Source organism: Altererythrobacter sp. CAU 1644, from assembly GCF_029623755.1.
Taxonomy (GTDB): domain Bacteria; phylum Pseudomonadota; class Alphaproteobacteria; order Sphingomonadales; family Sphingomonadaceae; genus Erythrobacter; species Erythrobacter arenosus.
Map to the genome: position 1 here is coordinate 1201622 of NZ_CP121106.1, position 24489 is coordinate 1226110.

At 64.0% G+C, this 24489-nt stretch carries 30 protein-coding genes; 9 read left to right on the forward strand and 21 right to left on the reverse strand.

Features of this window, described 5'->3' with window-relative positions; all coding sequences use genetic code 11:
• The first annotated feature begins 1 nt into the window (after position 1).
• Positions 2–628, forward strand: a complete 627-nt coding sequence (locus tag P7228_RS05865) for an SMI1/KNR4 family protein (protein WP_278017712.1) — start codon at positions 2–4, stop codon at positions 626–628.
• Positions 629–631: 3 nt separating this feature from the next.
• Here the strand turns inward: P7228_RS05865 and P7228_RS05870 are convergent, their stop codons facing one another.
• Entirely contained in the window at positions 632–1087 is a 456-nt protein-coding gene (locus P7228_RS05870; RefSeq protein ID WP_278017280.1) for a nucleoside deaminase, read from the reverse strand.
• A gap of 164 nt (positions 1088–1251) precedes the next feature.
• Between P7228_RS05870 and rpmB the strand changes: the two genes are divergently transcribed.
• A complete protein-coding gene (gene rpmB, locus P7228_RS05875) occupies positions 1252–1539 on the forward strand; it encodes a 50S ribosomal protein L28 (protein ID WP_278017281.1) in 288 nt (95 codons plus the stop codon).
• 69 nt (positions 1540–1608) lie between these two features.
• On the opposite strand, the gene P7228_RS05880 is transcribed toward rpmB, so the two are convergent.
• The 4 genes from P7228_RS05880 to xseA are packed head-to-tail and all read right to left on the reverse strand — an operon-like array spanning position 1609 to position 5248.
• Entirely contained in the window at positions 1609–2610 is a 1002-nt protein-coding gene (locus P7228_RS05880; protein WP_278017282.1) for an esterase-like activity of phytase family protein, read from the reverse strand.
• Positions 2607–3551 carry a M23 family metallopeptidase gene (locus tag P7228_RS05885; protein ID WP_430732503.1) on the reverse strand — a complete coding sequence of 315 codons (945 nt, stop codon included), beginning with the start codon at positions 3549–3551 and terminating at the stop codon, positions 2607–2609. Before P7228_RS05885 ends, P7228_RS05880 begins: the two co-directional genes overlap by 4 nt.
• A complete protein-coding gene (locus P7228_RS05890; protein ID WP_278017283.1) occupies positions 3548–3751 on the reverse strand; it encodes a DUF2093 domain-containing protein in 204 nt (67 codons plus the stop codon). Before P7228_RS05890 ends, P7228_RS05885 begins: the two co-directional genes overlap by 4 nt.
• A 36-nt stretch (positions 3752–3787) precedes the next feature.
• Positions 3788–5248 (reverse strand): exodeoxyribonuclease VII large subunit, encoded by a 1461-nt coding sequence (gene xseA / locus P7228_RS05895; protein ID WP_278017284.1) that lies wholly within the window; start codon positions 5246–5248, stop codon positions 3788–3790.
• On the opposite strand from xseA, the gene purD reads away from it, so the two are divergent.
• The 3 genes from purD (at position 5247) to P7228_RS05910 (ending at position 8241) form a co-directional block, all read left to right on the forward strand.
• On the forward strand, positions 5247–6524 hold the full coding sequence (gene purD, locus P7228_RS05900) for a phosphoribosylamine--glycine ligase (protein WP_278017285.1): 1278 nt from the start codon (positions 5247–5249) through the stop codon (positions 6522–6524). The two genes, xseA and purD, sit on opposite strands and share 2 nt — an antisense overlap.
• A 431-nt stretch (positions 6525–6955) precedes the next feature.
• On the forward strand, positions 6956–7321 hold the full coding sequence (locus P7228_RS05905) for a hypothetical protein (protein WP_278017286.1): 366 nt from the start codon (positions 6956–6958) through the stop codon (positions 7319–7321).
• 92 nt (positions 7322–7413) lie between these two features.
• Entirely contained in the window at positions 7414–8241 is an 828-nt protein-coding gene (locus P7228_RS05910; protein ID WP_278017287.1) for a hypothetical protein, read from the forward strand.
• Between the two features lie 3 nt (positions 8242–8244).
• Here the strand turns inward: P7228_RS05910 and P7228_RS05915 are convergent, their stop codons facing one another.
• On the reverse strand, positions 8245–9240 hold the full coding sequence (locus P7228_RS05915; RefSeq protein WP_278017288.1) for an adenosine kinase: 996 nt from the start codon (positions 9238–9240) through the stop codon (positions 8245–8247).
• Between the two features lie 128 nt (positions 9241–9368).
• On the opposite strand from P7228_RS05915, the gene P7228_RS05920 reads away from it, so the two are divergent.
• The 3 genes from P7228_RS05920 to P7228_RS05930 all read left to right on the forward strand — a co-directional run bounded on the left by P7228_RS05920 (position 9369) and on the right by P7228_RS05930 (position 11504).
• Positions 9369–10055, forward strand: a complete 687-nt coding sequence (locus P7228_RS05920) for an EI24 domain-containing protein (protein ID WP_278017289.1) — start codon at positions 9369–9371, stop codon at positions 10053–10055.
• Entirely contained in the window at positions 10042–10485 is a 444-nt protein-coding gene (locus P7228_RS05925) for a hypothetical protein (protein ID WP_430732504.1), read from the forward strand. Before P7228_RS05920 ends, P7228_RS05925 begins: the two co-directional genes overlap by 14 nt.
• Positions 10486–10562: 77 nt before the next feature.
• A complete protein-coding gene (locus tag P7228_RS05930) occupies positions 10563–11504 on the forward strand; it encodes a hypothetical protein (protein ID WP_278017290.1) in 942 nt (313 codons plus the stop codon).
• 9 nt (positions 11505–11513) lie between these two features.
• On the opposite strand, the gene P7228_RS05935 is transcribed toward P7228_RS05930, so the two are convergent.
• The 15 genes from P7228_RS05935 to P7228_RS06005 all read right to left on the reverse strand — a co-directional run bounded on the left by P7228_RS05935 (position 11514) and on the right by P7228_RS06005 (position 23140).
• Positions 11514–11861, reverse strand: a complete 348-nt coding sequence (locus P7228_RS05935) for a HesB/IscA family protein (protein ID WP_278017291.1) — start codon at positions 11859–11861, stop codon at positions 11514–11516.
• Positions 11861–12361: an SUF system Fe-S cluster assembly protein gene (locus P7228_RS05940; protein WP_278017292.1), complete on the reverse strand. Its 501-nt coding sequence runs from the start codon at positions 12359–12361 to the stop codon at positions 11861–11863. The genes P7228_RS05935 and P7228_RS05940 overlap by 1 nt, the downstream gene beginning before the upstream one ends.
• Entirely contained in the window at positions 12358–13563 is a 1206-nt protein-coding gene (locus P7228_RS05945; RefSeq protein WP_278017715.1) for an aminotransferase class V-fold PLP-dependent enzyme, read from the reverse strand. The genes P7228_RS05940 and P7228_RS05945 overlap by 4 nt, the downstream gene beginning before the upstream one ends.
• Positions 13564–13568: 5 nt before the next feature.
• Positions 13569–14321, reverse strand: coding sequence for a SufD family Fe-S cluster assembly protein (locus tag P7228_RS05950; RefSeq protein ID WP_278017293.1), 753 nt, complete (start codon positions 14319–14321; stop codon positions 13569–13571).
• Positions 14318–14710 carry a hypothetical protein gene (locus tag P7228_RS05955; protein WP_278017294.1) on the reverse strand — a complete coding sequence of 131 codons (393 nt, stop codon included), beginning with the start codon at positions 14708–14710 and terminating at the stop codon, positions 14318–14320. Before P7228_RS05955 ends, P7228_RS05950 begins: the two co-directional genes overlap by 4 nt.
• Positions 14707–15456 (reverse strand): Fe-S cluster assembly ATPase SufC, encoded by a 750-nt coding sequence (sufC, locus tag P7228_RS05960; protein ID WP_278017295.1) that lies wholly within the window; start codon positions 15454–15456, stop codon positions 14707–14709. The genes P7228_RS05955 and sufC overlap by 4 nt, the downstream gene beginning before the upstream one ends.
• A 32-nt stretch (positions 15457–15488) precedes the next feature.
• Complete coding sequence (locus P7228_RS05965; RefSeq protein ID WP_278017296.1) at positions 15489–15683, reverse strand: hypothetical protein; 195 nt, start codon at positions 15681–15683, stop codon at positions 15489–15491.
• Positions 15680–16183: an endonuclease domain-containing protein gene (locus tag P7228_RS05970; RefSeq protein ID WP_278017297.1), complete on the reverse strand. Its 504-nt coding sequence runs from the start codon at positions 16181–16183 to the stop codon at positions 15680–15682. The genes P7228_RS05965 and P7228_RS05970 overlap by 4 nt, the downstream gene beginning before the upstream one ends.
• Positions 16180–16485: a cytoplasmic protein gene (locus P7228_RS05975; protein WP_278017298.1), complete on the reverse strand. Its 306-nt coding sequence runs from the start codon at positions 16483–16485 to the stop codon at positions 16180–16182. Before P7228_RS05975 ends, P7228_RS05970 begins: the two co-directional genes overlap by 4 nt.
• On the reverse strand, positions 16482–17978 hold the full coding sequence (sufB, locus tag P7228_RS05980) for a Fe-S cluster assembly protein SufB (protein WP_278017299.1): 1497 nt from the start codon (positions 17976–17978) through the stop codon (positions 16482–16484). The genes P7228_RS05975 and sufB overlap by 4 nt, the downstream gene beginning before the upstream one ends.
• Positions 17975–18385 (reverse strand): SUF system Fe-S cluster assembly regulator, encoded by a 411-nt coding sequence (locus P7228_RS05985; protein WP_278017300.1) that lies wholly within the window; start codon positions 18383–18385, stop codon positions 17975–17977. The genes sufB and P7228_RS05985 overlap by 4 nt, the downstream gene beginning before the upstream one ends.
• 99 nt (positions 18386–18484) lie before the next feature.
• The gene (locus tag P7228_RS05990; protein WP_278017301.1) at positions 18485–19363 is read right to left on the reverse strand and encodes a helix-turn-helix transcriptional regulator; all 879 of its coding nucleotides are present in this window, start codon (positions 19361–19363) and stop codon (positions 18485–18487) included.
• Positions 19364–19465: 102 nt separating this feature from the next.
• On the reverse strand, positions 19466–20368 hold the full coding sequence (locus tag P7228_RS05995; RefSeq protein ID WP_278017302.1) for an AraC family transcriptional regulator: 903 nt from the start codon (positions 20366–20368) through the stop codon (positions 19466–19468).
• 9 nt (positions 20369–20377) lie between these two features.
• Positions 20378–21316 carry a helix-turn-helix domain-containing protein gene (locus tag P7228_RS06000; protein ID WP_278017303.1) on the reverse strand — a complete coding sequence of 313 codons (939 nt, stop codon included), beginning with the start codon at positions 21314–21316 and terminating at the stop codon, positions 20378–20380.
• Between the two features lie 21 nt (positions 21317–21337).
• Entirely contained in the window at positions 21338–23140 is a 1803-nt protein-coding gene (locus tag P7228_RS06005; RefSeq protein WP_278017304.1) for a DUF885 domain-containing protein, read from the reverse strand.
• Positions 23141–23450: 310 nt separating this feature from the next.
• Here P7228_RS06005 and P7228_RS06010 point away from each other — a divergent pair, with 310 nt between their 5' ends.
• On the forward strand, positions 23451–24479 hold the full coding sequence (locus P7228_RS06010; protein ID WP_278017305.1) for a quinone-dependent dihydroorotate dehydrogenase: 1029 nt from the start codon (positions 23451–23453) through the stop codon (positions 24477–24479).
• Positions 24480–24489: the final 10 nt, after the last annotated feature.

Sequence of the window (24489 nt, forward strand, 5' to 3'; positions counted from 1 at the left end):
CATGGATTTCGATGCGATCCGTGAGAAGCTGGCGGCCCTTGCCGAGCGCGAATGGCCCGAGAACTGGGGTGCGCGTGAACAGGGCGAAACGACAGACTTCTATGGTTGGTCGCACCACTATCGCATGGAACCGACGGCTTCCGAGCACCAGGTCGCTGCGTTTGAACAAGCTCATGGCGTCACCCTGCCGGAGGATTATCGAAAATTCCTGATCGAGCTCGGCAATGGCGGGGCAGGGCCCGGATACGGCATCTTCCCCCTTGGTGAGGGTGAGGAGGAGCAGCTTCCTCAAGAGTTGCTGCAAAACCTGTCAACGGACTTCAGCCTGATCGACACCTGGAACGAGAGCCGCCTCGCTGTCGGACGGGGCGACAACGACTCCATTCCGGACGAAGATTACTATTCCTGCTCGGTGATCGCTGGCGCCATCGAGATCGCGACAGATGGCTGCGCCTTGTTCTACCTGCTCGTCGTTTCCGGGCCGGGCAAAGGCCAGATCTGGTTCGACAAGCGCGCCGACGGCGAAGGGGTCGTGCCGGTCCGCGACGAGCGCGGAGCGATCCTGACCTTCGGCCCATGGTACCAGCGCTGGCTTGACGACGCCTTTCGGCGATGGACCGGCGGCTAGACGCTAGCGACGCTCCCTGAAAAACCCGCGCAGCAACTCCGCTGCCTCTGCCTCGCCCATGCCCGAATAAACCTCAGGTGCGTGCAGGCATTGCTCCTGTTCGAACACGCGCGCGCCATGCTCCACTGCACCCCCCTTGGGATCGGGCGCCGCATAATAGAGCCGGGCGATCCGGGCATGGCTGATCGCCCCGGCACACATGGCGCAGGGTTCGAGGGTCACGTGGAGGTCGCAATCGGTCAGCCGCTCCTGCCCAAGCCTTTCCGCTGCCATCCGGAGTGCACGGATCTCGGCATGGCCGGTGGGATCGGGTGGCTCCCGCGTCTGGTTCGCCGCCACCGCGATTATCTCGCCCCCGCGCACAACCACCGCGCCGATCGGAACCTCACCCTGAGCGCCTGCTGCACGCGCGGCATTGAGCGCCTGGCGCATCGCGTCGGGGATCGGCCACCTGTTCATGGATACAGGGCGCTAAACTCAACCTGCGAAAGGCGCAACAAGGTGACGATATGCTTGACGATTCGGGAGGCCACCGCTATGCGCGCCGCTTTCCGGGATAACCCGAGCAACTGGGTGGCCGAATCAAATGGCCCGCCCCTTATTGTGAACGAACGAGAGATACCATGTCGCGCATCTGCGAACTGACCGGCAAAGGCCGCCAGGTCGGCCACAATGTGAGCCACGCCAACAACAAGACCAAGAAGGTTTTCCTGCCGAACCTGCAGAACGTCACGCTGCTGAGCGAGAAGCTCGACCGCAGCTTCAAGTTCCGCGTTTCGACGCAGGGCCTGCGTTCGGTCGAGCACAATGGCGGCCTCGACAACTGGCTGCTCAAGACTTCGGACGACAAGCTTTCGGCGAACGCGCTGAAGGTGAAGCGCGAGCTCAAGAAGGCGCTCGCAGCAGCCTAATCCTTCCGGCTTTCTGGCCTTCAGGAACAGCAGGAGCGTGCAGGGGCAACCCTGCGCGCTTTTTCGCGTCTATCGGGCCGTTTGGGCCGGATCCCAGCGTAGGCGGTAGAGCAGCGTACGCTGGAGCACGGCCCCATTGTCGTCCGAGATCAGCCAAAGCGTGTAGCTGCCGTCGCTATTCTCGATGGCAGCGAGTCCCTCGAAATTGTCCGAAGGCATATCATTGGGGAGCCCCGCAAGGGGAGTGGTGGTCCAGACCGAGCCTTCTTCGATCTCCGTGGGTTCGCCAATGGCGAAACGGATCGCAAACCTGGGCGGCAGGTAGTTCTCGATCGCGCGCAACAGGACAATCACCCTGCCATCGGCAAGCGCCGCGAGATCGGTCGCCCGGAAACCCGGCGGCGGCGAGAAGGTAAACTCGATCGCTTCGGCCCCTTCGACCGGGTCGCCATTGAACAGCAGCCCAGGGAAGCCGTCGCCTACCCAGCCAGGAGCGGTCTCCCCGATCACCAGAAACCTCCCGTCGGCAAGTCGCGCCATGGCTTCAGGGCCGCGATTGCCTGGCCAGCGCCGCATGCCCGCCGGCTCGGCGATCTTGAGTTGGCCGAAGCCGGGGGCGGATCGCTCGATCGAGTTCGACCCCTCATATCCGATCCAGATCTGGCCGCTCGCGGGATCGAATTCGATCGATTCAGCGTCGACGAGGTGCTTGTTGCGCAGGTTGGCACGCGGCAGCGGGCCGAACTCTGGCGCCTGCCGCGGGCGCTCAGGGTCGAATCGCAGCCATCCGCCCTTGTCGCTCACCGCCAACAGATCGGTCGACCCCAGGGCCGCGATCCCCGAATAGCCACCGAAATATTCGTTCGGGCTGGAGAGGTGCCAGATATTCTCGACCGCCAGGCCGCCGCCGAGCGCGCGCTGCGGAATGTCGAGCGGAACGATATCGAGGATCGGTCGCAGATCGGGTTCGGTCGTTGCCGTACGCACGAATGTCCCCGGCGCGAGCGCCAGCGCAACGATGGCGAGCAGCACCAGGCGGCGGATCGAGCGGGGTTGCAGGCGGGTGATCAATCGGACGAATCGAGGAATAGCAGCGGGTCGAGCCGCGCGTCGTTCCACTTGAGGCCCCAATGCAGGTGTGGGCCGGTGGCGCGCCCGCTTGCACCGATATTGCCGATATGCTGGCCCTGCCTGACGCTCTGTCCCTCGCTCACGACGAGGCGCGAAGCATGAAGGAAAGCGCTATTGAGACCCTGCCCATGGTCGATAATGAGCAGATTCCCTTCGAGCGAGAAATCCTGCACCGCCAGCACGACCACGCCATCGGCAGGTGCGACGAACGGCGTGCCGCTCTCGCCCGTGGTGATGTCCATGCCCGAATGGTAGCTGCCCGGTTCGCCGCGATAGATGCGTTGCGCGCCGAACCGCCCCGAAACGCGCCCCTTCACCGGCCAGATGAAGTCCTGTCGCCAACCCTCGGCCGCGGTCTGCTTGGCCCGCGCCGCGCCGATCGCGGCAAGTTCGGGTCGGCGGCGGGCGAGAAAGGCCTCGCTCGGCCCGCTTGGGCGCCGCGCCACGTTGATATGTTCGATATTCCAGGCGCGCGGCGTGATCGCGACCGTAACGAGGTCTTCCCGGCCGCCCGCAATTTGCGCGCGCAGCACTGCTTCGCTTCCGGCATCGCGATCGAAGGCCGCGAAAAACCGGCCCTTATCGTCGAGCGCCAGCGGCGTTCCGTTGAGCAAAGCCTCTTCAGTGCCTGCCGGAGCCTGGCCCCGGATCCACCCGCCCTGCGTCAATTCGCCTTCGTAGAGAAAGGTCGCCGGTCCCGCCGGCGTCGCGACCGGAGCGGGCGCCGGAGCGACTGGCGCGGGGGGCGTCATCGATGCTGACGGCGTCGCGGTGGGCGGCGCCTGCTCGACTTCGGCGTTTTCAGCCTGGCCAGCCGTACATGCGGCGAGCAGCGCCAGCGCGCCGACAATCGCGGCATGACGCATGGAGAGCCGGATCACGCCTCGTCCGTCAGGCGTTTGGTTGCCGCCTCAGCGCTGGCGTAGGCCTCCTGTCGGGCAGCACTCCAGTAACGCAGTTCCTCAAGCGGGATCGCCTCGCCGGTAACCGCGCAATAGACATGCTGGCCGGGGCGCAGCACGCGGAAATCATTGGGGCCGTAGTGAAGCTTCGCCCCGTCGTCGCTCGATGACATCAACATATCCAATCCCTTAGCAAAGCGCTGCTAGCCCGACAATTAACCGAACAGGTCGTCCTGCTTCGGGACGGGTTTGGCAGCCTGCGGCTTAGGCTTGCGCCTGGGCGCGGGCGCACCGCCCTGCGTCACCTCGAGCACGCCATCGGCAAACTGCAGGCGCATCGCTGCGTGCTTCTCGGCTGCAGCCTTGCGCGTCAGCGCTGCACCGTCGAGATCGCGGACGATGGCATAGCCGCGTTCGAGCGGCTTTTCCGGATGGAACTGGCTTGCCAGCCGCCACAGCGCGTCGAGCCCCTCGCGCTTCTGCGCCAGGGGGCGGGTGACGAGGGTGGGCACGAGGCGTGCGCTCTGAAGGCGGCGCTGGCCGTCGCGCAAGCCCCGCTCGAGCACGTGGGGAGAGAGGCGCGCAGAAAGCCCCGCCAGCTTCTCGCGTCCACCTGCTGAACGGTCGATCAGCGCGCGGCGCAGGCGCTCGGACAATTCATCAAGCCGTTGTGCTTGCGGCTGGAGAAGTTGCTCCGGCCGCGGCATCCGGCGCACGCGGGCTTCGAGCCGTTCGCGCCCCAGTTCGATCGGGCGATAGACCGCGCGGCGCTGGCGATTGGCAAAGCCCGCCACTGTTGCCGCCAAGTCGGCCCGCACCGGCACCGCCATTTCGGCTGCTGCGGTGGGAGTCGGCGCGCGCCGGTCGGCGGCATGGTCGGCAAGCGTGGTATCAGTTTCGTGCCCGACCGCGGAAATCACCGGAATGGTACACTCGGCGATAGCGCGAACCAAGATCTCCTCGTTGAAGCTCCACAGGTCCTCGATCGAGCCGCCACCACGCGCGACGATGACGAGATCGGGTCTAGGGATGCCATTATCGCCCGAAAGGCCAGAAAAGCCGCGGATCGCCTGCGCGACCTGCTCGGCCGACCCCTGCCCCTGGACCAGCACGGGCCACACAAGGACATGCGAAGGGAAGCGATCGGCCAGCCGGTGGAGGATGTCCCGAATAACCGATCCGGTTGGCGAAGTGACGACGCCGATCGTCCGCGGGAGGAACGGCAGGGCCCGCTTGCGCTCGCGTGCAAACAGCCCCTCGGCCTCGAGCCGCTTCCGCGTCTTCTCGAGCAGGGCGAGCAGCGCCCCCTCGCCGGCGATCTCGAGGCTGTCGATCACGATCTGGTATTTCGAGCGCCCCGGATAGGTCGTGAGCTTGCCCGAGGCGATCACCTCCAGCCCATCCTCGGGCACGAAGGCGAGCCGCCCGGCATTGCCGCGCCACATTACCCCGTCGATCACCGCCTTCTCGTCCTTGAGCGCGCAGTAAAGATGGCCCGAGGCCGCACGCTTCACGCCCGACAACTCGCCGCGCAGCCGCACGAAGCCGAAGCGATCCTCGACCGTCCGCTTGAGCGCGGCGGAAATCTCGCTGATTGTCAGCGGCTCGGCGTTGTCGCCCTCGGTCGAGCGCGCTACCAGCCCACCAGAATCTTCGGAATTGTCGGGAGCGGCCATGAATATCCTTCTGCTAGGCTCGGGCGGGCGCGAACATGCGCTGGCGTGGAAGCTGGCGCAATCCCCGCTTTGCGCGAAGCTCTACGCTGCCCCCGGGAATCCAGGCATAGCCGAGGAAGCCGAGCTGGTAGCGCTCGATGCGAAGGATCACGCCGCGGTCGCGCGGTTCTGCGCCGAGCGTGCCATCGACCTGGTCGTGATCGGGCCCGAAGCACCATTGGTCGACGGTCTTGCCGACAGTTTGCGGGCGGCGGGCGTTGCGGTGTTCGGCCCCTCCAAGGCGGCCGCGCAGCTCGAAGGTAGCAAGGGCTTTACCAAGGATCTGTGCGAGCGCGCCGGGATCCCTACCGCGGGCTATGTCCGCACGACCGCGCTCGGCGAAGCGATAGCCGCGCTTGACCGGTTCGACGCGCCCTATGTGCTCAAGGCTGACGGTCTCGCCGCCGGCAAGGGCGTGGTGATCGCCGAAACGCGGGACGAAGCCGAGGCAGCGCTCGCGGACATGTTCGGCGGCGCTTTCGGCGAGGCGGGCGCCGAGGTGGTGATCGAGGAATTCATGCGCGGCGAGGAAGCCAGCTTCTTCGCGCTGACCGATGGCACCACGATCCTCCCCTTCGGCAGCGCGCAGGACCACAAGCGCGTGGGCGAGGGCGATACCGGCCCCAACACCGGCGGCATGGGTGCCTATTCGCCCGCCCCGGTGCTGACCCCGGCGCTCGAACGGCAAGTCATGGACGACATCATCGGGCCGACCGTCGCGACGATGAAGGCCGAGGGCATCCCCTATTCCGGCGTGCTCTATGCCGGGCTGATGCTGACCGAGCAGGGGCCCAGGCTGATCGAATACAATTGCCGCTTCGGCGACCCCGAATGCCAGGTCCTGATGACGCGGCTCGAAAGCGATCTCGCCGAGATCATGCTCGCTTGTGCCGAGGGGCGCCTGGCCGAATGCGAGGCCCGCTTCGACGCTGATGCCGCACTAACGGTGGTGATGGCGGCGCGGGGTTATCCCGGTGCGCCCGAGAAGGGTGGCTCCTTCGACCTGGGTTCGGCCGAGAGCGAAGGAGCCAAGGTGTTCCATGCCGGCACCGCGCTCAAGGACGGTGAGCTGGTCGCCAATGGCGGGCGCGTGCTGAACGTCACCGCCATCGGCCGCAGCGTGACCGAGGCCAAGGCCAGCGCCTATCGCGCGGTCGACTCGGTCGACTTCCCGAGCGGCTTCTTCCGCCGCGATATTGGCTGGCGCGAGGTCGAGCGCGAGTCGGAAACGGCCTGAATCGTTGTAGCGGAGCAACAGGCCATTCGGTTTATCCACAATGTGGATAAGTCTGTCGCAATCAGCCTCCCATTATTTGCGGGCGAGGCCTATCCTCGCTCCATAAAAAAGAAAGGTCGCATACCCTCTTTGCCTTACGAAGGACGGTATGATGGCAATGCTCCGTTTCCAGAATTCCGGCTCGCGGGGATGGTCTCCGCAGAAGCGACCTCTCGATCCTATCGCTCGCCGCGCTATCTTTGGCCCGATCCAGCCGATGGAAGAGGAAACGCGCTTCTCGCTGGCGGCCCTTTTTCGCCGCCACTGACCCTGCGCCCAAGGCGTAGTCGCTTGCAGCTCAATCGCGGCTGACAGGCATTTTTGATCTACATCAATGCTTTGCGGCGCAAACTCGTCCACTCTTGGATCAGAGGATGCAAGGGAGTCGAGCAATGCAAGCCAAGGGTTTCGTCAGTCTGATATTGCTGTTGAGCGCTTCGTGCGCCCATACGGCTGCGCCCGAAAGCCCGGCCACCGCGGCGGCGACCAGCCATGAGGATCTCGCCTTCATTCAAGCGGCGTGCGCCGGCTGCCACGCAGTCGAGCCGTTGCACCTCTCGCCCAATCCCAATGCGCCGACCTTCGTCGAGATCGTCAATCGCGAAGGCGTGACCCGGCGGTCGATGCACCGCTTCCTGTCCGATGCCCACAACTACCCCGAGGTGATGGATTTCGACCTGGAAGAGCACCACGTCGACCTGCTCACCGACTATATGCTCACCCTCAAGGATCCGGAGCGGAAGCTGTCGCCCTATTAGCTTCCGGCAGCATGCGCGATGGGTCGCGCTTGGAGGCAGGCTCCTCTTCGTGATATTGTCGCGATCGGGTCGAGAACTGGGGGAGGTTCTCCATGCCGTACCGCTACGGACATTATTATGTCGGCTTCGTTCTGCTCGTCATTCTGGGCGGGTTCTGGGCCAGCTACTGGTCGCTATTCGGGAAGGTGCCGCTCGCCTTCCACCTTCACGCCATCAGTTCATCCGCCTGGCTGCTCCTGCTGATCGTCCAAAGCGTCGCAATCCACCGACGATCAAACGCATTCCACCGGCAAATGGGCCGGGCGAGCTTCGCGCTCTTCCCGTTCCTTATTCTCGGTTTCGTGATGATCATCGACGTCTCGGCCAATCGCTATGCCTCGGCCGAAAGTCCCTTCATCCTGCACAACGGGCCATCCTTCGGGATCGGCATGCTGATCGCGATCGCCGCCTATCTCACGCTGTTCTACCTGGCGCTCAAGAACCGTCGCAAGGTCAAGCTACATGCCGGGTACATGCTGGCGACTCCGCTGATCCTGTTCGAATCGCCATTCAGCCGGGTGCTCGACCAATATCTCCCGTGGACCAATTTCATCGGCAGTGAAGGGCCGCACGCAGTGCAGGATGTCATCGCTATCAGCGATGGGCTGGCCGTCATCTTTGCGCTGACGCTCTACTTCCTGGACCGCAAGAATGGCGCGCCCTGGCTTGTCGCCTCCTTCTTCATGGCGCTCCAGGCGGTCGTCATGTGGAATGCGCCCTTCGTCCCACAATTGGGCCCCGTGTTCAGCGCCTACGCACAGATCCCGCTCGCCATCACGGCCACGGCGGGCATAGTGGCCGGTGGCCTGGCGGGTTGGCTTGGCTGGCGAGCAGGCGGTGCCGGTGCGGCGCCCGCAAAGGCGCGCGCCCAGGCCGCCTGAGGATCAGCCCAGCTTTGCGGCCATCAGGGCCTTGAGATCGGTTTCGGTTCGTGCGCCGTAGTGCGAGATGATCTCGCAGGCGGCGATCGCACCGCGCCTGAGGCAAGTTTCGAGCGGTTCGCCGTTGACGTGGCCGTAGAGGAACCCCGCGGCAAAGAGGTCGCCCGCGCCGGTCGTGTCGACGACGCGATCGATCGGTTCGGCTGCGACTTCGGCGCGCTCGCCATTGCGGGTGGCGATGGCCCCGTCGGCGCTGCGGGTCACAACAAGCGTCGGCACCTTGTCCTTGATCGCGGCAATCCCGTCCTCGATATTGTCGGTGCCCGTGAGCGCGAACAGTTCGAGATGGTTGGCGAACAGGATATCGATCATCCCGTCCTCGATCAGCGCGCGGAAATCGTCGCCATGGCGATCGATCACGAATACCTCTGACAGCGTGAAAGCGACTTCGCGTCCCGCTTCGCGCGCGGTTTCGATCGCGCGGCGCATGGCGGCACGCGGCTCTTCGGGATCCCACAGATAGCCTTCGAGATAGAGCACCTTGGCCCCGCCAATGGCTTCTTCGTCGAGCGCTTCGGCCGGGAGGAACTGGCTCGCGCCGAGGAAGGTGTTCATCGTGCGCTGCGCATCGGGCGTCACGAAGATCAGGCAGCGCGCAGTCGAGGGATCACCGGCGCGCACTGGCGTGTCGAAATCGATCCCCACGGCGCGAATGTCATGCGCGAAGACTTCGCCCAGCTGGTCGTCGGACACCTGTCCGATGAAGGAGCATTGTGCGCCCAGCGCCGACAGGCCCGCCAGCGTATTGGCCGCCGAACCGCCCGAGATTTCGCGCGCGGGGCCCATCGCATCGTAGAGCTCCTTGGCCCGCTCGGCATCGACCAGGGTCATGCCGCCCCGGTTGAGCTGCAGTTCCTCGATAAGTTCGTCGCTGGCGGGGGACATCACGTCCACAATGGCATTGCCGATGGCGATTACGTCGTAGCGGGGTTCTGTCACTGGTGTTCCTGAATTGAATCTTTGAAGTTGCGCGGTCGCCTAGCGGCTAAGCGGTGGAAGGCCAAGGGGAATGCTGCGCATTGGCGTTGACTTGGCCCGGCTTCAACCCGAAACGCAGCGCAGAGCCCATGCCCGCAGTCATCAACGCCCTCGTGCTGGCCATGCGCCAGCTGTCCGACCCGCCGGTGCTGCGGGTGCTGGCCAAGAGCATCGCGATCACGATCGGGTTGTTCGTGTTGCTGGGCTTCGGAATTTCGGAAGGTCTGCCCCGGCTCATGTCCGGCTACCTCGACCTCGGCGGCGAAACCTACGCCATTCTCTCGCTCATTCTGACGCTCTTCGCGCTGTGGTTCCTGTTCCGCATCGTCGCCGTGGCCGTCCTCCAGTTCTTCGCCGACGAGGTCGTGATAGCGGTCGAGGCGCGGCATTATCCTGCCGCAAGCTTGGGTGCGCGCCGCCTGCCCTTTCGCGAGGACCTGTCCAACAGCCTCGGCAGCATCGCGCGGACCATCGGGATCAACCTGCTCGCCATTCCAATCGCCCTGCTCTTGATCCCGACCGGGATCGGACCCGCCATCGCCTTCTTCGGCGCCAATGCGATCTTGCTGGGCCGCGAACTGACCGACATGGCGTGGTTGCGGCACCGGCAGGACCCGGGCGCGCGCTCCCCGGCGGGCCGCGTGGACCGCCTGATCCTGGGCGCCGCCGTCGCCGGCCTCATGCTGGTGCCGTTCGTCAATCTGCTGGCCCCGGTGCTGGGCGCGGCTGCCGGGACCCATCTCGTCCATCGGCGGTTGAGGAATGACAATGCGTAGTGCCGCCCTTCTCTTGACTTCGCTGACCTTGGGTGCCTGCGTTTCTGCACCCAAGCCCGAACCGCGACCGCAGGCCCCGGCAGCGGTCCGCCCCGCCACCCCGCCGCCGCAAAGCCCCCCGGCCCAGCAGCCCGTGGCGCCGAATTCGCGCTTCATTGCCCCGCAGGTCATGCGCCTGCCCGGACTGGAGGGCGTCATCGGGCAACGCGCCGACGCGCTGGAGCGGGTGTTCGGCAAGGCCCGGCTCGACGTGAAGGAGGGCGACGTGCGTAAGCTGCAGTTCGCCGGGGAACCTTGCGTGCTCGACATCTATCTCTATCCGCTGAGCCCTGGCGCAGCCCCCACCGCAACCCATGTCGAAGCCCGCCGCAGCAGCGATGGGCAGTCCGTCGACCGCGCCGCCTGCGTGCGCGCCCTGGGCGCGAATTGAGGCTTTCGCCCCCGGCGGTAACCCCATCTTAAGCAAGAGTTGCGATGCCTGAGCCTGAGGGAAAAGGGGCACGGGCCATGAGCTATCAATTCTCCGAACTCGCCGACCAGGTCGCGCAAGACGGGATCGTATCGCCATCCGAGTTGCAGAACCTGCGACAGCTCGGCTGGGGCGACGGCCAGATCCACCGCGAGGAAGCGGAGGCGATCTTCGCCATCAACCGCCAGCTGGCCCATCCCACCGCCGAATGGGTCGATTTCTTCGTCGAGGCTGTGGCCGAATTCGTGCTCAACGGTTCTGAGCCGCGCGAGATGTGCAGCGAAGAGGAAGCGCAGTGGTTGGTCCACGCGCTCGACCACGACGGGCGGCTCGATTCCATGGCCGAACTCGAAGTGCTGGTGCGGATCGTCGAGCGTGCGCGCAATGTCCCCGACAGCCTCAAGCACTACGCATTGCGGCAGATCGAACAGGCCGTGCTGACCGGCACCGGCCCGACCCGCCACGGCGGCGACCTTTCGGCGACACATATCAGCGCCGCCGAATGCCGCATCGTGCGCCGGCTGATCTTCGCCAGCGGCGGCCACGGACCAGCCGCAGTGACCCGATACGACGCCGAGATGCTCTTCCGGCTCAAGGACGAGACGCTGTACGAGGAAAACGCGCCGCAGTGGGACGACCTGTTCGTTGATGGCGTCGCCAACTACCTCAAGGGATTCCACCTGCAGAACGCGCAACTCAGCCACGAACGCGTCAAAGAACTCGAGAGCTTCGTCGCCGACAACTCGGCCAGCGTCGGGCGCTTTTTCGGCGCGATGGCCAAGGAAATGCCGCAGGTGCAGAACCACTTCGGCAAGGTCTTCGGCAAGAAGCCCGAAGGCACAAACTACACCGAGGCCGCGGCCGCCGGGAACCTGGTCACCGACAACGAGCAGGAATGGCTCGAGAAGATGATCGACGCCGATGGCGAGGTCGACGACCTCGAGCGCGCGCTTCTGAGCCGGATTATCGACGAGGGTTGAGCCCGAAGCTCACACCATAAAGGATTCGCCGCAGCCGCACGCGCCTTTGGCATTGGGGTTGTCGAACACGAAGCCGGCGGTGAAATCATCCTCGACCCAATCCATCGTCGATCCGACGAGGTAGAGCACGCTCGCGCCGTCGATGTAAAACACCCCGCCGGGGGTCTCGATCTTCTCGTCGAACTTGGCTTCTTCGGTGACGTAGTCGACCGAATAGGCGAGACCCGAGCAGCCGCGCCGCGGGGTCGACAGCTTGACCCCGATCGCGTCTTGCGGCGCCTTGCTCATCAATTCGGCAATCCGGGCTTCGGCGCCGGGCGTCAGCTTGACAGCAGCGGGAATTACGCGGGTATTCATCACAACATCCCCAGTTCGAGGCGCGCCTCGTCGGTCATCTTGTCAGGGCCCCACGGCGGATCCCAGACGAGGTTGACCTCGGCATCGCGCACTCCGGGCACGCTGGCGGCGCGCAATTCGACCTCGCCCGGCATGCTTTCGGCGACCGGGCAATGCGGCGTCGTCAGGGTCATCGTGACCAGCGCGTCTTTCTCGTCGGTGATCTCGACGCCGTAGATCAGGCCGAGATCGTAGATATTGACCGGGATTTCCGGGTCGTAGATCTCCTTGAGCGCGGCGATCACGGCTTCGTACAGCTCGCCGCCCGGTTCGCCCGCGCCGAGGTTTTCGGGCTGCTTCTGCAGGAACCCTTCGAGGTAATCGCGCTTGCGTTCGAGCTTCTCGCCCAGCGATTCGCCTTCGTCGACCGCATCGGAGACGCGCGCACGGGGAGGCTTGACGACCTCTTCATTGGGCGCGGGCGCCGCGATGAATTCCTTGTCATCGGATGGCTTGTTCATCCGAATATCCTCCTGGTCCTGGCGATCCCCTCGAGCAGGGCATCGACATCGCTGTGGTCCGAATACAGGCCGAAACTGGCCCGGGCAGTCGCTGGTACGCCAAGGTGATCCATCAGCGGCTGTGCGCAATGGTGCCCGGCGCGGATGGCGACGCTGCTTTCATCCAATATGGTGCCGAGATCGTGGGGGTGAACCCCGTCGATCGCGAAACTGACGATCCCCGCGCTGTCAGACGGGCCGAACAGCGTCACGTCGTTCATCGCGCCCAACTCCGTGCGCAGGCGTTCCACCAGCTCGGTCTCGGTGGCGTGAATGCGCGCCAGACCAATGCTCTCGACGTAATCGATCGCGGCATGCAGCGCGACCGCCTCGGCAATGGCCGGCGTGCCGGCTTCGAACCGCTGCGGCGGCGGGGCGTAGGTCGTCTTCTCGAAAGTGACGCGATCGATCATCGCGCCCCCGCCCTGGTAGGGCGGCATCTGGTCGAGGATTTCTCTGCGCGCCCACAAGGCGCCGATCCCAGTCGGGCCATAAAGCTTGTGCGCGCTGAAGACGTAGAAATCGCAGCCGATGTCCGCAACGTCGATCTTGAGGCGCGGAGCCGCCTGGCAACCGTCGAGCAGCAGCTTTGCGCTCACCGAATGGACCAGCGCTGCGGCGCGTTTCGCATCGAGCACGGAGCCGAGCACGTTCGAGACATGCCCGAGGGCCACCAGTCTGGTCCGCGGACCCAGCAGCGCCTCGAGCGCGCCAAGGTCGATTTCACCGCTCTCGGTCAGCGGGCAGACATCGATCTGCGCACCGGTTCGTTCCGCGACCATTTGCCAGGGCACGATGTTCGAATGGTGTTCGAGCGTCGAGAGGACGATCCGGTCACCCTCCCCGATCTGCGTCATGCCCCAGGTTTGCGCGACGAGGTTGATCGCTTCGGTCGCTCCGCGGGTGAAGACCACCTCGTCTTCGCGCCCTCCGATGAATTCGGCAGTGCGGCGCCGCGCTGCTTCGTAGCGCAGCGTCATTTCGGCCGAACGCGAATAGACCCCGCGATGGACCGTCGCGTAGTCCTCGCCCAGGGCGCGTGCCATCGCGCCGATCACCGCCTGCGGTTTCTGCGCCGTCGCAGCGGTGTCGAGATAGTGCCACGGCTTTCCGTCCGCCGTGCGCAGGCCGGGAAAATCGTCGCGCAAGGACAGGGTGGTCATCTGGTTCACAGGTGCCGCTCCAGCTTGTCGAGCGCTTGCCTCATCAGCCGCTCGCGCGCCTGCTCGTCGTCGAGCGCCACCAGCGCATCGCCGAGGAAGGCCTGCACCAGCAGGCGGCGCGAGGTATCGGGATCGATTCCGCGAGCCGCCATGTAATAGCGTGCCATTTCGTCGAGCTGGCCGACCGTCGCGCCATGGGCGCACTTCACGTCGTCGGCGAAAATCTCGAGTTGCGGCACGGCATTCACGCTCGCACCCTTTTCGAGCAGCAGGCCCTTGAAGTCCTGCGCCGCATCGGTTTTCTGCGCATGGCGCACGACATCGATGCTGCCGAGGAAATTGCCGGTGCCCTGCCCCCAATGCACGCTGCGTACCGTCTGGTTGGAGGTCGCTTCGGGCTCGGCATGGATCACGCGGGTGACGAATTCGCGGGTGGTGTCCCGCCCGCCCACGGTGATGCCGCCCATCTCGAAATGCGCACCGCGCGCCAGCGTGGCTTCGACCTCGATCCGGGCATAGTCGCGCGAGGCAATCACGCCGAAGATTTCGCAGCGCGCGCCTTCACCGACAGAAACGCGCAGGCGATGGATTTCGGTACCGTCCGTTCCCTCGCCATCCACGATCGTCAGGCACTCGCGCAGCGTCTCACCCGGCGCGAGCGCGATCTCGCGCCAGTCTGGCACGGCGACAAGCCGCTCGACCGCGGCGTAACGCCACGCTTCATCCTTGCGAGTGGGCAGGGTTGCTGCATCGCTCATGGCAGTCTCGCCCGTTTCTCGGCGAGGAACATGGTGCCCGCCTTATGCGCACCTTCGAGGCAGGGCTTGGTCGCTTGCGCCAGTTCCTGCATCCGCCGATTGCGATCCTCCCGCGGAAGGTCGGACCCGGCAATGGCATCCATCTTTTCGGCATTGGGACCGAAGCAGCGGAGCAGCGCGCCGCAGCGAATCGCATCGATCTCGGGATCGCCGGTGCTCTTCTCGATCCGGCAGGTGAGCTGGCCGTCCTTCTTGTAGAGACCGCCCTTCCACGTCTTCAGCCGCTCCCCGATCACGAGGGCCTGGTCCGACACCTCAGGCGAGACCTGGGGCGCGGGCGCGGGCGAACCAGCCTGGAGAACGAGGAGCGAGGCGAACAACAGGCTCATGCTTCCGCCATCACCGCGTCATAGCCTTCGTTCTCGAGCCGCAGCGCGAGTTCGGGGCCGCCGGTTGCAACGATCCGGCCGCCGGCGAGGACCGAAACCTTGTCGGGCTTCACCACGTCGAGCAGCCGCTGGTAATGCGTAATCAGCAGCACCCCCTTTTCCGGGGCGCGCATGATCGCGTTGATCCCTTCGCCCACGATCCGCAGCGCATCGATGTCGAGCCCGCTGTCGGTTTCGTCGAGCACCGCGAAGGTCGGATCGAGAATGCCCATCTGGACCATTTCGGCGCGCTTCTTCTCACCGCCCGAAAAGCCGACGTTCACGTGCCGCTTGAGCATCTCCATATCGAGGCGAAGCAGCGCCGCCTTGTCCTTGGCCAGCTTGAGAAATTCGCCGCCTGACAGCGGCTCCTCACCGCGCGTCTTGCGCTGCGCGTTGAGCGCCTCGCGCAAGAACTGGACATTGGAGACGCCGGGAATCTCGACCGGGTACTGGAAGCCGAGAAACAGGCCGGCGGCCGCCCGCTCGTGCGGTTCAAGCTCGAACAGGTCCTTCCCCATGAAGGTGACCGTGCCCTGCGTCACCTCATAGCCGGGTCGTCCGCCTAGCACATAGGCCAGCGTCGACTTGCCCGCGCCGTTGGGGCCCATGATGGCATGAATCTCGCCGGCGGCGACCTCGAGCGTCAGCCCCTTGAGTATCTGCTTGCCGTCGATTTCGGCGTGAAGGTTGTCGATCTTGAGCATAGTTCCTGGGGAATCTCCGGTTGGCTTGCCGATCAGAAGACCGACATGAAGCCGGGGGCGAAATAGATGGCCACGGCGGTCAGCACGACGATAGCAACCACGCCTTCGGTCGATTTGCCGCGACTGAGGGTCAGGACCAGCGTCCCGAGGGCGGCGAGCAAGGGCAGCACGAACAGCAGGATCTTCTGCATGTCGGGCGACATGACATCGTTCAATCCGGGGATCATCGTGGCCCTCCTTCCCGGCGCGGCGTGCTGGAGCGTTGGTGTTCGCGGCGCGCCTGCTGCTTGTCTGCGATGCGGATCCGCATGCCGGCAGTGATCCGCTGCAGCACTGCGTCCATGTTCTCGAGAATGTCCGCCGACTTGATCCGCATCACGCGGATGCCGACCGATTCGAGGCTCTTGTCGCGGCGCTTGGCCAGCGTTTCGTTCTGGCCTTCCTCGTCGATGAGGATGGCCATGCCGAGATTGTGGCAATTGAAGTCGACGATTGCGCTGCCGACGACGGCATGGCGGGTGAACTTGTAGCGGCCAAGATCGGCCTTGGCGAAGCGTGCCGCGAGCGCCTTGTGCGCGGGCGACGAATGCCGACGCTTGTCGCGTGCCTGGTCGTGCAGCGCATCGAGCCGCTTGTCCGAGATCTTCCAGCCGCGGCCCTTCTTTTCGAGCGCGGGGGCTTCGGTGGCCGGTTCGTCGGACAGTTTGAGGGTCTTGCGGTCGGTCATGCGGCTTCCTCCTCGCCAAACCAATGGAGACGCATGGCATGGAGAAACGCAGGGTCGGTCACCGGATATAGGCAAGCATCACCGAGCACCGAGTCAATTCCGCAGTCAGGACAAACTGCTGTGAAGGGGTCGGGCGCTTCAGAATAACTGCCCTGCGTTTCTTCAATCCATTCATCGATCCTCGAAGATGAAAAAACAGACTCGCAATGGAAACAGCCACACTCCTTGCTTTCGCTGACAAGTGTGCGGTTAGTCGCTGAAAGCCGGTGGGCTACTTTGATTGTCTCAAGATCGAGGCTCACCCCACGCTCCCCTCGAGCGAGATCGCCAGGAGCTTCTGCGCCTCGACCGCGAACTCCATCGGTAGTTCTTTCAGCACATCCTTGGCGAAGCCGTTGACGATCAGAGCGACCGCCTCTTCCTCGCCCAGCCCGCGCTGCATCGCGTAGAACAGCTGGTCGTCGCTAATCTTGCTGGTGGTCGCCTCGTGCTCGATTTGCGCGCTGGGGTTCTTGACCTCGATATAGGGCACGGTGTGCGCGCCGCACTGGTCGCCAAGCAGCAGGCTGTCGCATTGGGTGAAATTGCGCACGCCATCGGCGTTCGGCCCGACCCGGACCAGCCCGCGATAGGTGTTGTTGGACTTGCCCGCCGAGATCCCCTTGGAAATGATCGTCGAGCGCGAACCCTTGCCGTTGTGAACCATTTTGGTTCCGGTGTCTGCCTGTTGATAGTTATTTGTAACCGCAACCGAGTAGAATTCGCCTACCGAATCCTCGCCATTGAGTACACAAGAGGGATATTTCCATGTCACCGCGCTACCGGTTTCTACCTGCGTCCAGCTGATCTTGCTCCGCGCGCCTTGGCACAGCCCGCGCTTGGTGACGAAGTTGTAGATCCCGCCTACGCCTTCGGCATTGCCGGGGTACCAGTTCTGCACGGTCGAATACTTGATCTCGGCGTCTTCCATCGCGACCAGTTCGACCACCGCAGCATGGAGCTGGTTCTCGTCGCGCATCGGCGCAGTGCAGCCTTCCAAGTAGCTGACATAACTGCCTTTTTCGGCGACGATCAGGGTGCGCTCGAACTGGCCGGTATTCTCGGCATTGATCCGGAAATAGGTGCTCAGCTCCATCGGGCAGCGCACGCCCTCGGGCACGTAAACGAAGGTTCCGTCCGAGAAGACCGCGCAATTGAGCGTGGCGAAGAAGTTATCGTGCTGCGGCACGACCTTGCCGAGCCACTTCTTCACCAGCTCGGGATATTCCTTGATCGCTTCCGAGATCGACAGGAAGATAACGCCCGCCTTCTTCAGTTCCTCGCGGAATGTCGTCGCGACCGAGACGCTATCGAAAACGGCGTCGACCGCGACCTTGCGCGCACCCTCTACCCCGGCGAGAACCTCCTGTTCCGCCACGGGAATTCCGAGCTTGTCGTAAACCGCCTTGATCTCCGGATCGAGTTCATCGAGCGAGGCGAGCTTGGGCTTCTTCTTCGGCGCGGCGTAATAATAGGCGTCCTGATAGTCGATCGCCGGGTAGCCGAGCTTGGCCCAATCGGGCTCTTCCATGGTCTGCCACAGGCGGAAGGCCTTCAAACGCCATTCGAGCATCCACTCTGGCTCGCCCTTCTTGGCGGAAATGAACCGCACGGTGTCTTCGGTCAGGCCCTTCTCAGCAAACTCGGTCTCAATATCGGCAGACCAGCCATGCTCGTATTCGGCGGCCTTGGCCGCGGCGTCGCGCGCGTCCTTGTCCTGGATATCGTGGCGCTGGAGATCGATGTCGTCGCTCATGCCGCCACCTCCTGGCGAACCAGCCGAGTCAGCGGAATATCCGCCAGTGCGCCGCGCAGCGCCTGGTTGATGATCGGCCAATGCGGCTTGACCGAGCAACCGTGCTCGTAATCGCAATCATGCGTATCGACACACTGGGTAAGCGCGATCGGCCCCTCGACCGCCTCGACGATATCGGCGACTGTGATCGCCGCCGCCGGGCGCGCCAACTGCAATCCTCCTCCCGCACCGCGAACCGAGCGTAGCAGGCCCGCCTTGCTGAGCATGCTGACGACTTTCTGCACGGTCGGCGCGGGCAGGCCGGTTTCGGCCGCCAGTTCAGCCGCAGAAGTGCGTGCCCCGCCGCAATGGCGGGCCGCGGCGCTCATCGTGACGACAGCGTAATCGGCGAGGTTTGAAAGGCGCATAGCTTAATCGGACCAATTTGTTCCGATTTGCAGCTATGCGTCGAAACCGCGGATTTCAACGCAAAACCGCTTGTTGCGAGTCGTTAGCATCTAGCCTGGCTATTCGGCGGCTTCGTTCATCGCCGCGCCGCTACCCGAATGTTCAGCCTTCAATGTGGTCGAGGCGAGCGTGACCCGGCCCGGTTCGAGCAGACGAGGCGTGCGCCCCGTGAATTGCTTCACTTCGCGAATGAGGTGCGCCTGATCGTAGAACGCTGCGTAAACCATGTCGCGCGCGCTGTCGCTGACGTTGGGATCGGACAGGATCACCGCCGCCCTGAGCGCGCGGTACTGGCGTTTGAGGCGGGTGGGCGGGAGCCCGAAGAACTGCTTCACGAGCCGTTGAACCTGGCGCTCGCTATAGGGTAGCGAGGCGTAGAGATCGTCGATCAGCGGGTTGAAGTCGCTCGTCAGCCAGCGAAAGGTCGCATCGATCAACTGGCCATGGCCGGGAGGAAGGGGCTCGGCGCGACTGCGCACGATATCCGCCAACTGGTCGAACACTTCAGTATCACTCAACCTGCTCGATTTTCGCCCGAGCGCCAGTGCTGCCTGTCCTGCCTCGGCCCCAAGTCCGCTGACCGCGTCGATATGCCGGTTGGACGATTCCAGTGCCGGAAGGCCCGTGAGCGCTGCCCAACCATAGACGCTGATCGAAGCCCCGTAGATGGCGGTGGGCTCATCCATGGTAACCCGATGCGCGGTAGTCAGCGGGCCGAGCATCGAGGCATAGCGATAGGATTCGACCAATCCGTTACCGAAGTCGGCCATGCCGGCGGGGCCGGCGGAAACCAGCAGTTGTGCGGAATAGGCAGGCAGGACCTCGTCTATCGCGTCATGGTAAGTCAGCTTGTAAAGCGCATTGACGTACTGCGCGAGATCCGGGGGCGGCGGCACGAATTCGAAACTGTACGGTACGCTCCCGGTGTCGTCTGCCATCGCTGTCCCCAACTCTTGCGACTCACGGTGAAGCGGGAAAGCGCGAATTGCAACGGTCAGGATAGATGGGATCGGCGCGATTGCGACGATTGCACCGGCAATTCAGTCGGTGCCCGATGCCAGTTGTTCTTCCTCGCTGCCGCCAAACAAGCCGACGACGCCGTACCCTTTTGGCCCAAGCGTCTGCGAAATCACCGATCCATCGATGTCGGAAAGCAGCTTGGGCGTGCGCCCGGTGAATTCGCGGATCTCGCGGATCATGTGAGCCTGGTCGTAGAAGGCGTCGATCACCTCGTCGCGGGTCGCCAGGTCGTAGGGCCGGTCGGCCAGGAGCGTTGCCGCCCGGATCGCCCGGAATCGACGCTTGAGCCGCGACGGCGGGAGCCCGAAGAAGCGTTTGACGAGCCGTTGCGCCTGGCGGTTCGACAGCGCCAGCGCTTCGTATAGTCCTTCGGTCGGAGGATTAAGGCTGCTGCTGAGCCAGGCATAGGTCCGCTCGATCAGCTCTGCGTGGCTGTGCGCCAAGGGCTGCGCGAATTCGCCGAGCAGAGCGCCGATCTGATCGAGCGCCCGATCCTTCGACAGCGATTTGGCGCGGACACGTTGTGCGATTTTCGCGGCCGCGGCACCGCCCTTCTCGCCAAACGCCTCGGCGATCTCGATGAAGCGGTCGCTGCTTTGCGCCACCGGCAGCCCGGGGATCGCGGCCCAGCCGTGGAAGTTGAACGATGCCCCCAAGATCAGCGCCGGCCCTTCGATCAAGAAGCGCGATGCCGCACTGAGCGGCCCGATAAAGAAGGCATCCTCCGGCGCTCGCTCTTGCCCGCGCCCGAAATCCATCGCTCCGCCTCCTTCGGCAACGATCAGCATCTGACCCGAATAGGCGGGTAACATCTCCTCCAGACCGTCCTCGCCGACATGGAGCACATAAAGCGAATTGAGGAATTTCCCGAGCTGCGTTGGGCCGGAGACAAATTCGAAGCGATGGGCGGGAGTCTCGCTCATGGGTCCGACCTACTCGCCTTCCCCCATTCCCCTGGGGTCTATTTCGCGAAAATTCCGCTGGTCGAGCATCTCGGCAAGATAAGGCGAATCGTGATGGGCGAGCCGCGCGGGAGTGCGGCCGACGAACAGCTGGATCTCGCGGATCATGTGCGACTGATCGTAGAAAGCCTCGCCCAGCTGAGCTTCGAATTCCGGCGCCAGTTCCGGCAGCGAGAAATAGGCGGCAGCACGCAGCGCACGGTATTTCCGCAACAAGGTTTGCGGGGGGAGCCCGAAATAGCGCTCTACGAGTCGCTGGACCTGTCGCTCCGAATACGCCGCGCCTGCGTAGAGATCGTCGAGCGAAGGATCGAGCGCGCTGCTCAGCCAGCGGTTGGTATAGGCGATCAGTTCGGCATGGCGCTCGTTCACCGGTTTGAGATGCGTCGCAATATACTCGCCTAGCGCAAGCGCGCAGTCCGGACCTGTCTTGGCTCCGCTGCGATAATCGGCGCACAGCCCCAGCCCGAGCTCCTCCACCTCGGGGCCCAGGAAATCCGCAGCCCGATAGAGCCGATTGCCATGCTCGTTGGCAGAGAGCCCGGTCAGCGCCGCCCAGCCGAGCGGCGACAATGCCGCGCCAATCGCGTGAAATCCGCCTGTGACCTCGAATGGTGCCGCCACCGAGAAGGGGGTCAGAAGGTTGACTTCATGCGAAGGGTCGCTGGTACCGTCGCGGAACTGCATCTTGCCCCGGCCGATCGGGAACAGGGCAAGGTGGCCAATCGCGGCTGGCTGGATGTCGCGGATCACCTCCTCATCACAGCGGAAGTGATAGAAGGTCGTGATGTAATCGCTCAGCGAGGCCGGGGTAGCGATATAGTCGATCTGGAAATGCGAGCGCGGGGTGAGCTCAAGCGTTTCGCCCCCGGCGATTGCGGCATCCAGATCTGTGTCCGCTCTATCCACCCCGTTTGCCCCAGACTTGCCTTATCGGCCCGCCTTTTCCGCCGCGATCCAGCCGTCGACATTCTCCTCGAGGATGTCGAGCGGAACAGGTCCGGACAACAGCACTGCATCGTGAAAGCCGCGAATATCGAATGCGTTCCCTAGCTCGCTCCGGGCCCGCTCGCGCAGTTCCATGATCTTGAGTTTGCCGATCGTATAGGCGGTCGCCTGGCCGGGATAGACGATGTAGCGCTCGATCGCCTTGCGAATGTCGCCGTCCGGGTTGGGCGTATTGTCGGTGAGATACTGGATCGCCTGCTCGCGACTCCAGCGCTTGTGGTGGATGCCCGTATCGACCACCAGGCGGCACGCGCGCCACAGCTCCATGCCAAGCCGGCCGAAATCGGAATATGGGTCGGTGTAGAAACCCATGTCCTTACCGAGTTCTTCCGAATAGAGCCCCCAGCCCTCGGTATAGGCAGTCACTCCACCGAACCGGCGGAAGGGCGGGACATCGCCGAGCTCGGTCTGGATCGTGCGCTGCAAGTGATGCCCGGGCAGGCCCTCGTGGTAGGCGAGCGCCTCCAGCTCGTTCTTCGACATGTCACGCAGATTGAAGAGATTGACGTAATAGGTGCCCGGACGCGAACCGTCGGGCGCCGGACTGCTGTAGAACGCCTTGCCGGCGCTCTTCTCGCGGAAGGCCTCGACCGGCTTGATCACCATCGGCGCCTTGGGCAGCGTGGCGAAATATTCCGGCAACCTGGCTTCCATGGCATCCAGTTTCATCTCGGCGTCGGCAAGATAGGCCTCGCGCGTGTCGTAGAAGAAGCGAACGTCGGTGCGCGTGTATTCGAAGAAATCCTTGAGGCTTCCTTCGAACCCGACCTGCGCCATGATCCGGCGCATCTCACCATGGATCCGGTCCACTTCGCGTAGCCCGATGTCGTGAATCTGGTCTGCCGTAAGTTCGGTCGTGGTGTAGTTAGCGAGCAAGGCCTTGTAGTAGTTCGCGCCGTCAGGGAGCCGCCAGACGCCGTCCTCGCTGGGTGCGATCGCCTGCTGCCGCTTCATCTCCGCTAGCAGGCGCTCGTATGCTGGGCGCGTCATGCCGTTCCACATCTCGGTGGCGACGTCCTGCAGAACCAGCTTGGCTTCGTCAGGTTCGTCCAGCCCCGCAATCTTCGCCGCAAAGTCCTTCAGCACGGCATTGTCGTCACCAGCCGCCAGCAGATTCTCGATATCGGAGATGACGTAGGGATAAACCCAGGCCGGCGGCGTTATCCCGTTTGCCGCGCGCTTCGCCGAATCTTCCTGGAGCGCATCGAGCAACGGGCCGAGCCGCGCGATACGTTCGATATAGGCCTCGGCATGGGCGAGATTGTCGATCCGGTGGATATTGATCAGGAATGCCGGATAGCCGCTTTGCGCGCCGTTCATCTGGTCGAACAGATAGCCGTAGTCGCGATAGGGCCAGAGCGCTTCGCTCCGCTTGGCCATGCTCGCGAACAGGCGATAGGAAAGCCGGTCCTGCTCGGAGAGTTCTGCCTGATCGAAGCCTTCACGCATTTGCGCCAGGGTCGCACGCAGCGATTCCTGGCCGCGCAATTCGGCCTCGTCGGAAGGGTCGTCCCACGTGCCGTAATCGTCGTCGCGAATGCCGCGGTACGCCCGAGTCTCCGGCGAGAGTTCGAGCTGCTGCGCGTCGTAATCGTCGAACAGCTGCGCGAGCGACTTTGCCGGGACTTCGGCAGAAGCGCTGGCAACCTCTCCGCTTTCGACTGGAGTGCAGGCGGCGAGAACCAGGGCAAGACCGCCGACCATCGGCACGATTGGTGATTTCATTGCGAGCTCCGAAACGTTCTCAATTATCCGGAGCTTCCTGCCCGATGAAGTGGTTAATTACCAGCGGGATAAAAAAAGGGCGGCCTCCTGAGAGACCGCCCCTTGAAGTTGAGGAACTCTTCGCATCGCTGCTCCGAGCCCTTCGGGTCGCATGAGTGTGTTAGACCAAGGCACCCCGTTAGAATTGTATGCAAACGACAAGCTGCCACCCAAGCGCCGAAATTTTTCTTTTTCTCGCAAAATCCGTAGCTTTCTGGCCGCTTTCGACGCTGCTCGACATGCGCGCCGCAACTTGCCATAGGCCCGGCATATGCTTTTTGATGTAATTCGGCCCGCGATCTTCGCGCTCGAATCGGAAACGGGCCACCGGTTGGCGATTCGCGGGCTCCAGGCGATTCGCCATTTGCCGCCGCAGCAGCCGGGGCCGTTAACTACCTCCGTTGCCGGGATCGACTTCCCCAACCCGGTCGGCGTCGCCGCCGGCTTCGACAAGGATGCCGAGGTCCCCGACGCGCTGCTCGGCATCGGCTTCGGGTTTGCAGAGGTCGGCTCGATCACGCCGCGCCCGCAGGCGGGCAATCCCAAGCCGCGCCTGTTCCGGCTGGTCGAGGACAAGGCAGTGATCAATCGCATGGGCTTCAACAATGGCGGGGCCGATGCGGCGCTGCGAAGACTCGCGAAGCGCAAGGGGCGCGGCGGCGTGCTGGGCATCAACATCGGCGCAAACAAGGACTCCGAGGATCGCGTCGCCGACTATGCGACCATGACAAGGCTGATGGCTCCGCATGCCTCCTATCTCTCGGTCAACATCTCGAGCCCCAACACGCCGGGCCTGCGCGCCTTGCAGGACGAGGGGGCGTTGACCGGCCTGCTCGACGCGGTGATCGAGGCGCTGCCGGAAGGAGGCCCGCCGATCTTTCTCAAGGTCGCCCCCGATCTCGAGCCGGCAGACATCGACGCAATCGCCCGCATCGCAATCGACAAGCGGCTCGGCGCGCTGATCGTATCGAACACCACCATTTCGCGGCCGAAGCTGAAGTCGCGCCATGCAGACGAGACGGGCGGCCTGTCGGGCGCGCCGCTTTGCCCCCTAGCGCTTGAGCGTGTGCGCGATTTTCGCAAGGCGACTGGCGGCGCGGTCCCGCTCGTCGGGGTGGGCGGTATCGCGAGCGCAGAAGATGCCTGGGCCCGGATCCGCGCAGGGGCGAGCCTGGTCCAGCTTTACAGCGCCATGGTCTACGAAGGGCCCGGGCTCGGCGCCAAGATCGTGCGCGGGCTGGAACGGCTGATGAAGCGCGACGGTTTCGGCAGCATTGCGGAGGCGGTCGGAAGCGAATAGCAACGCGGGC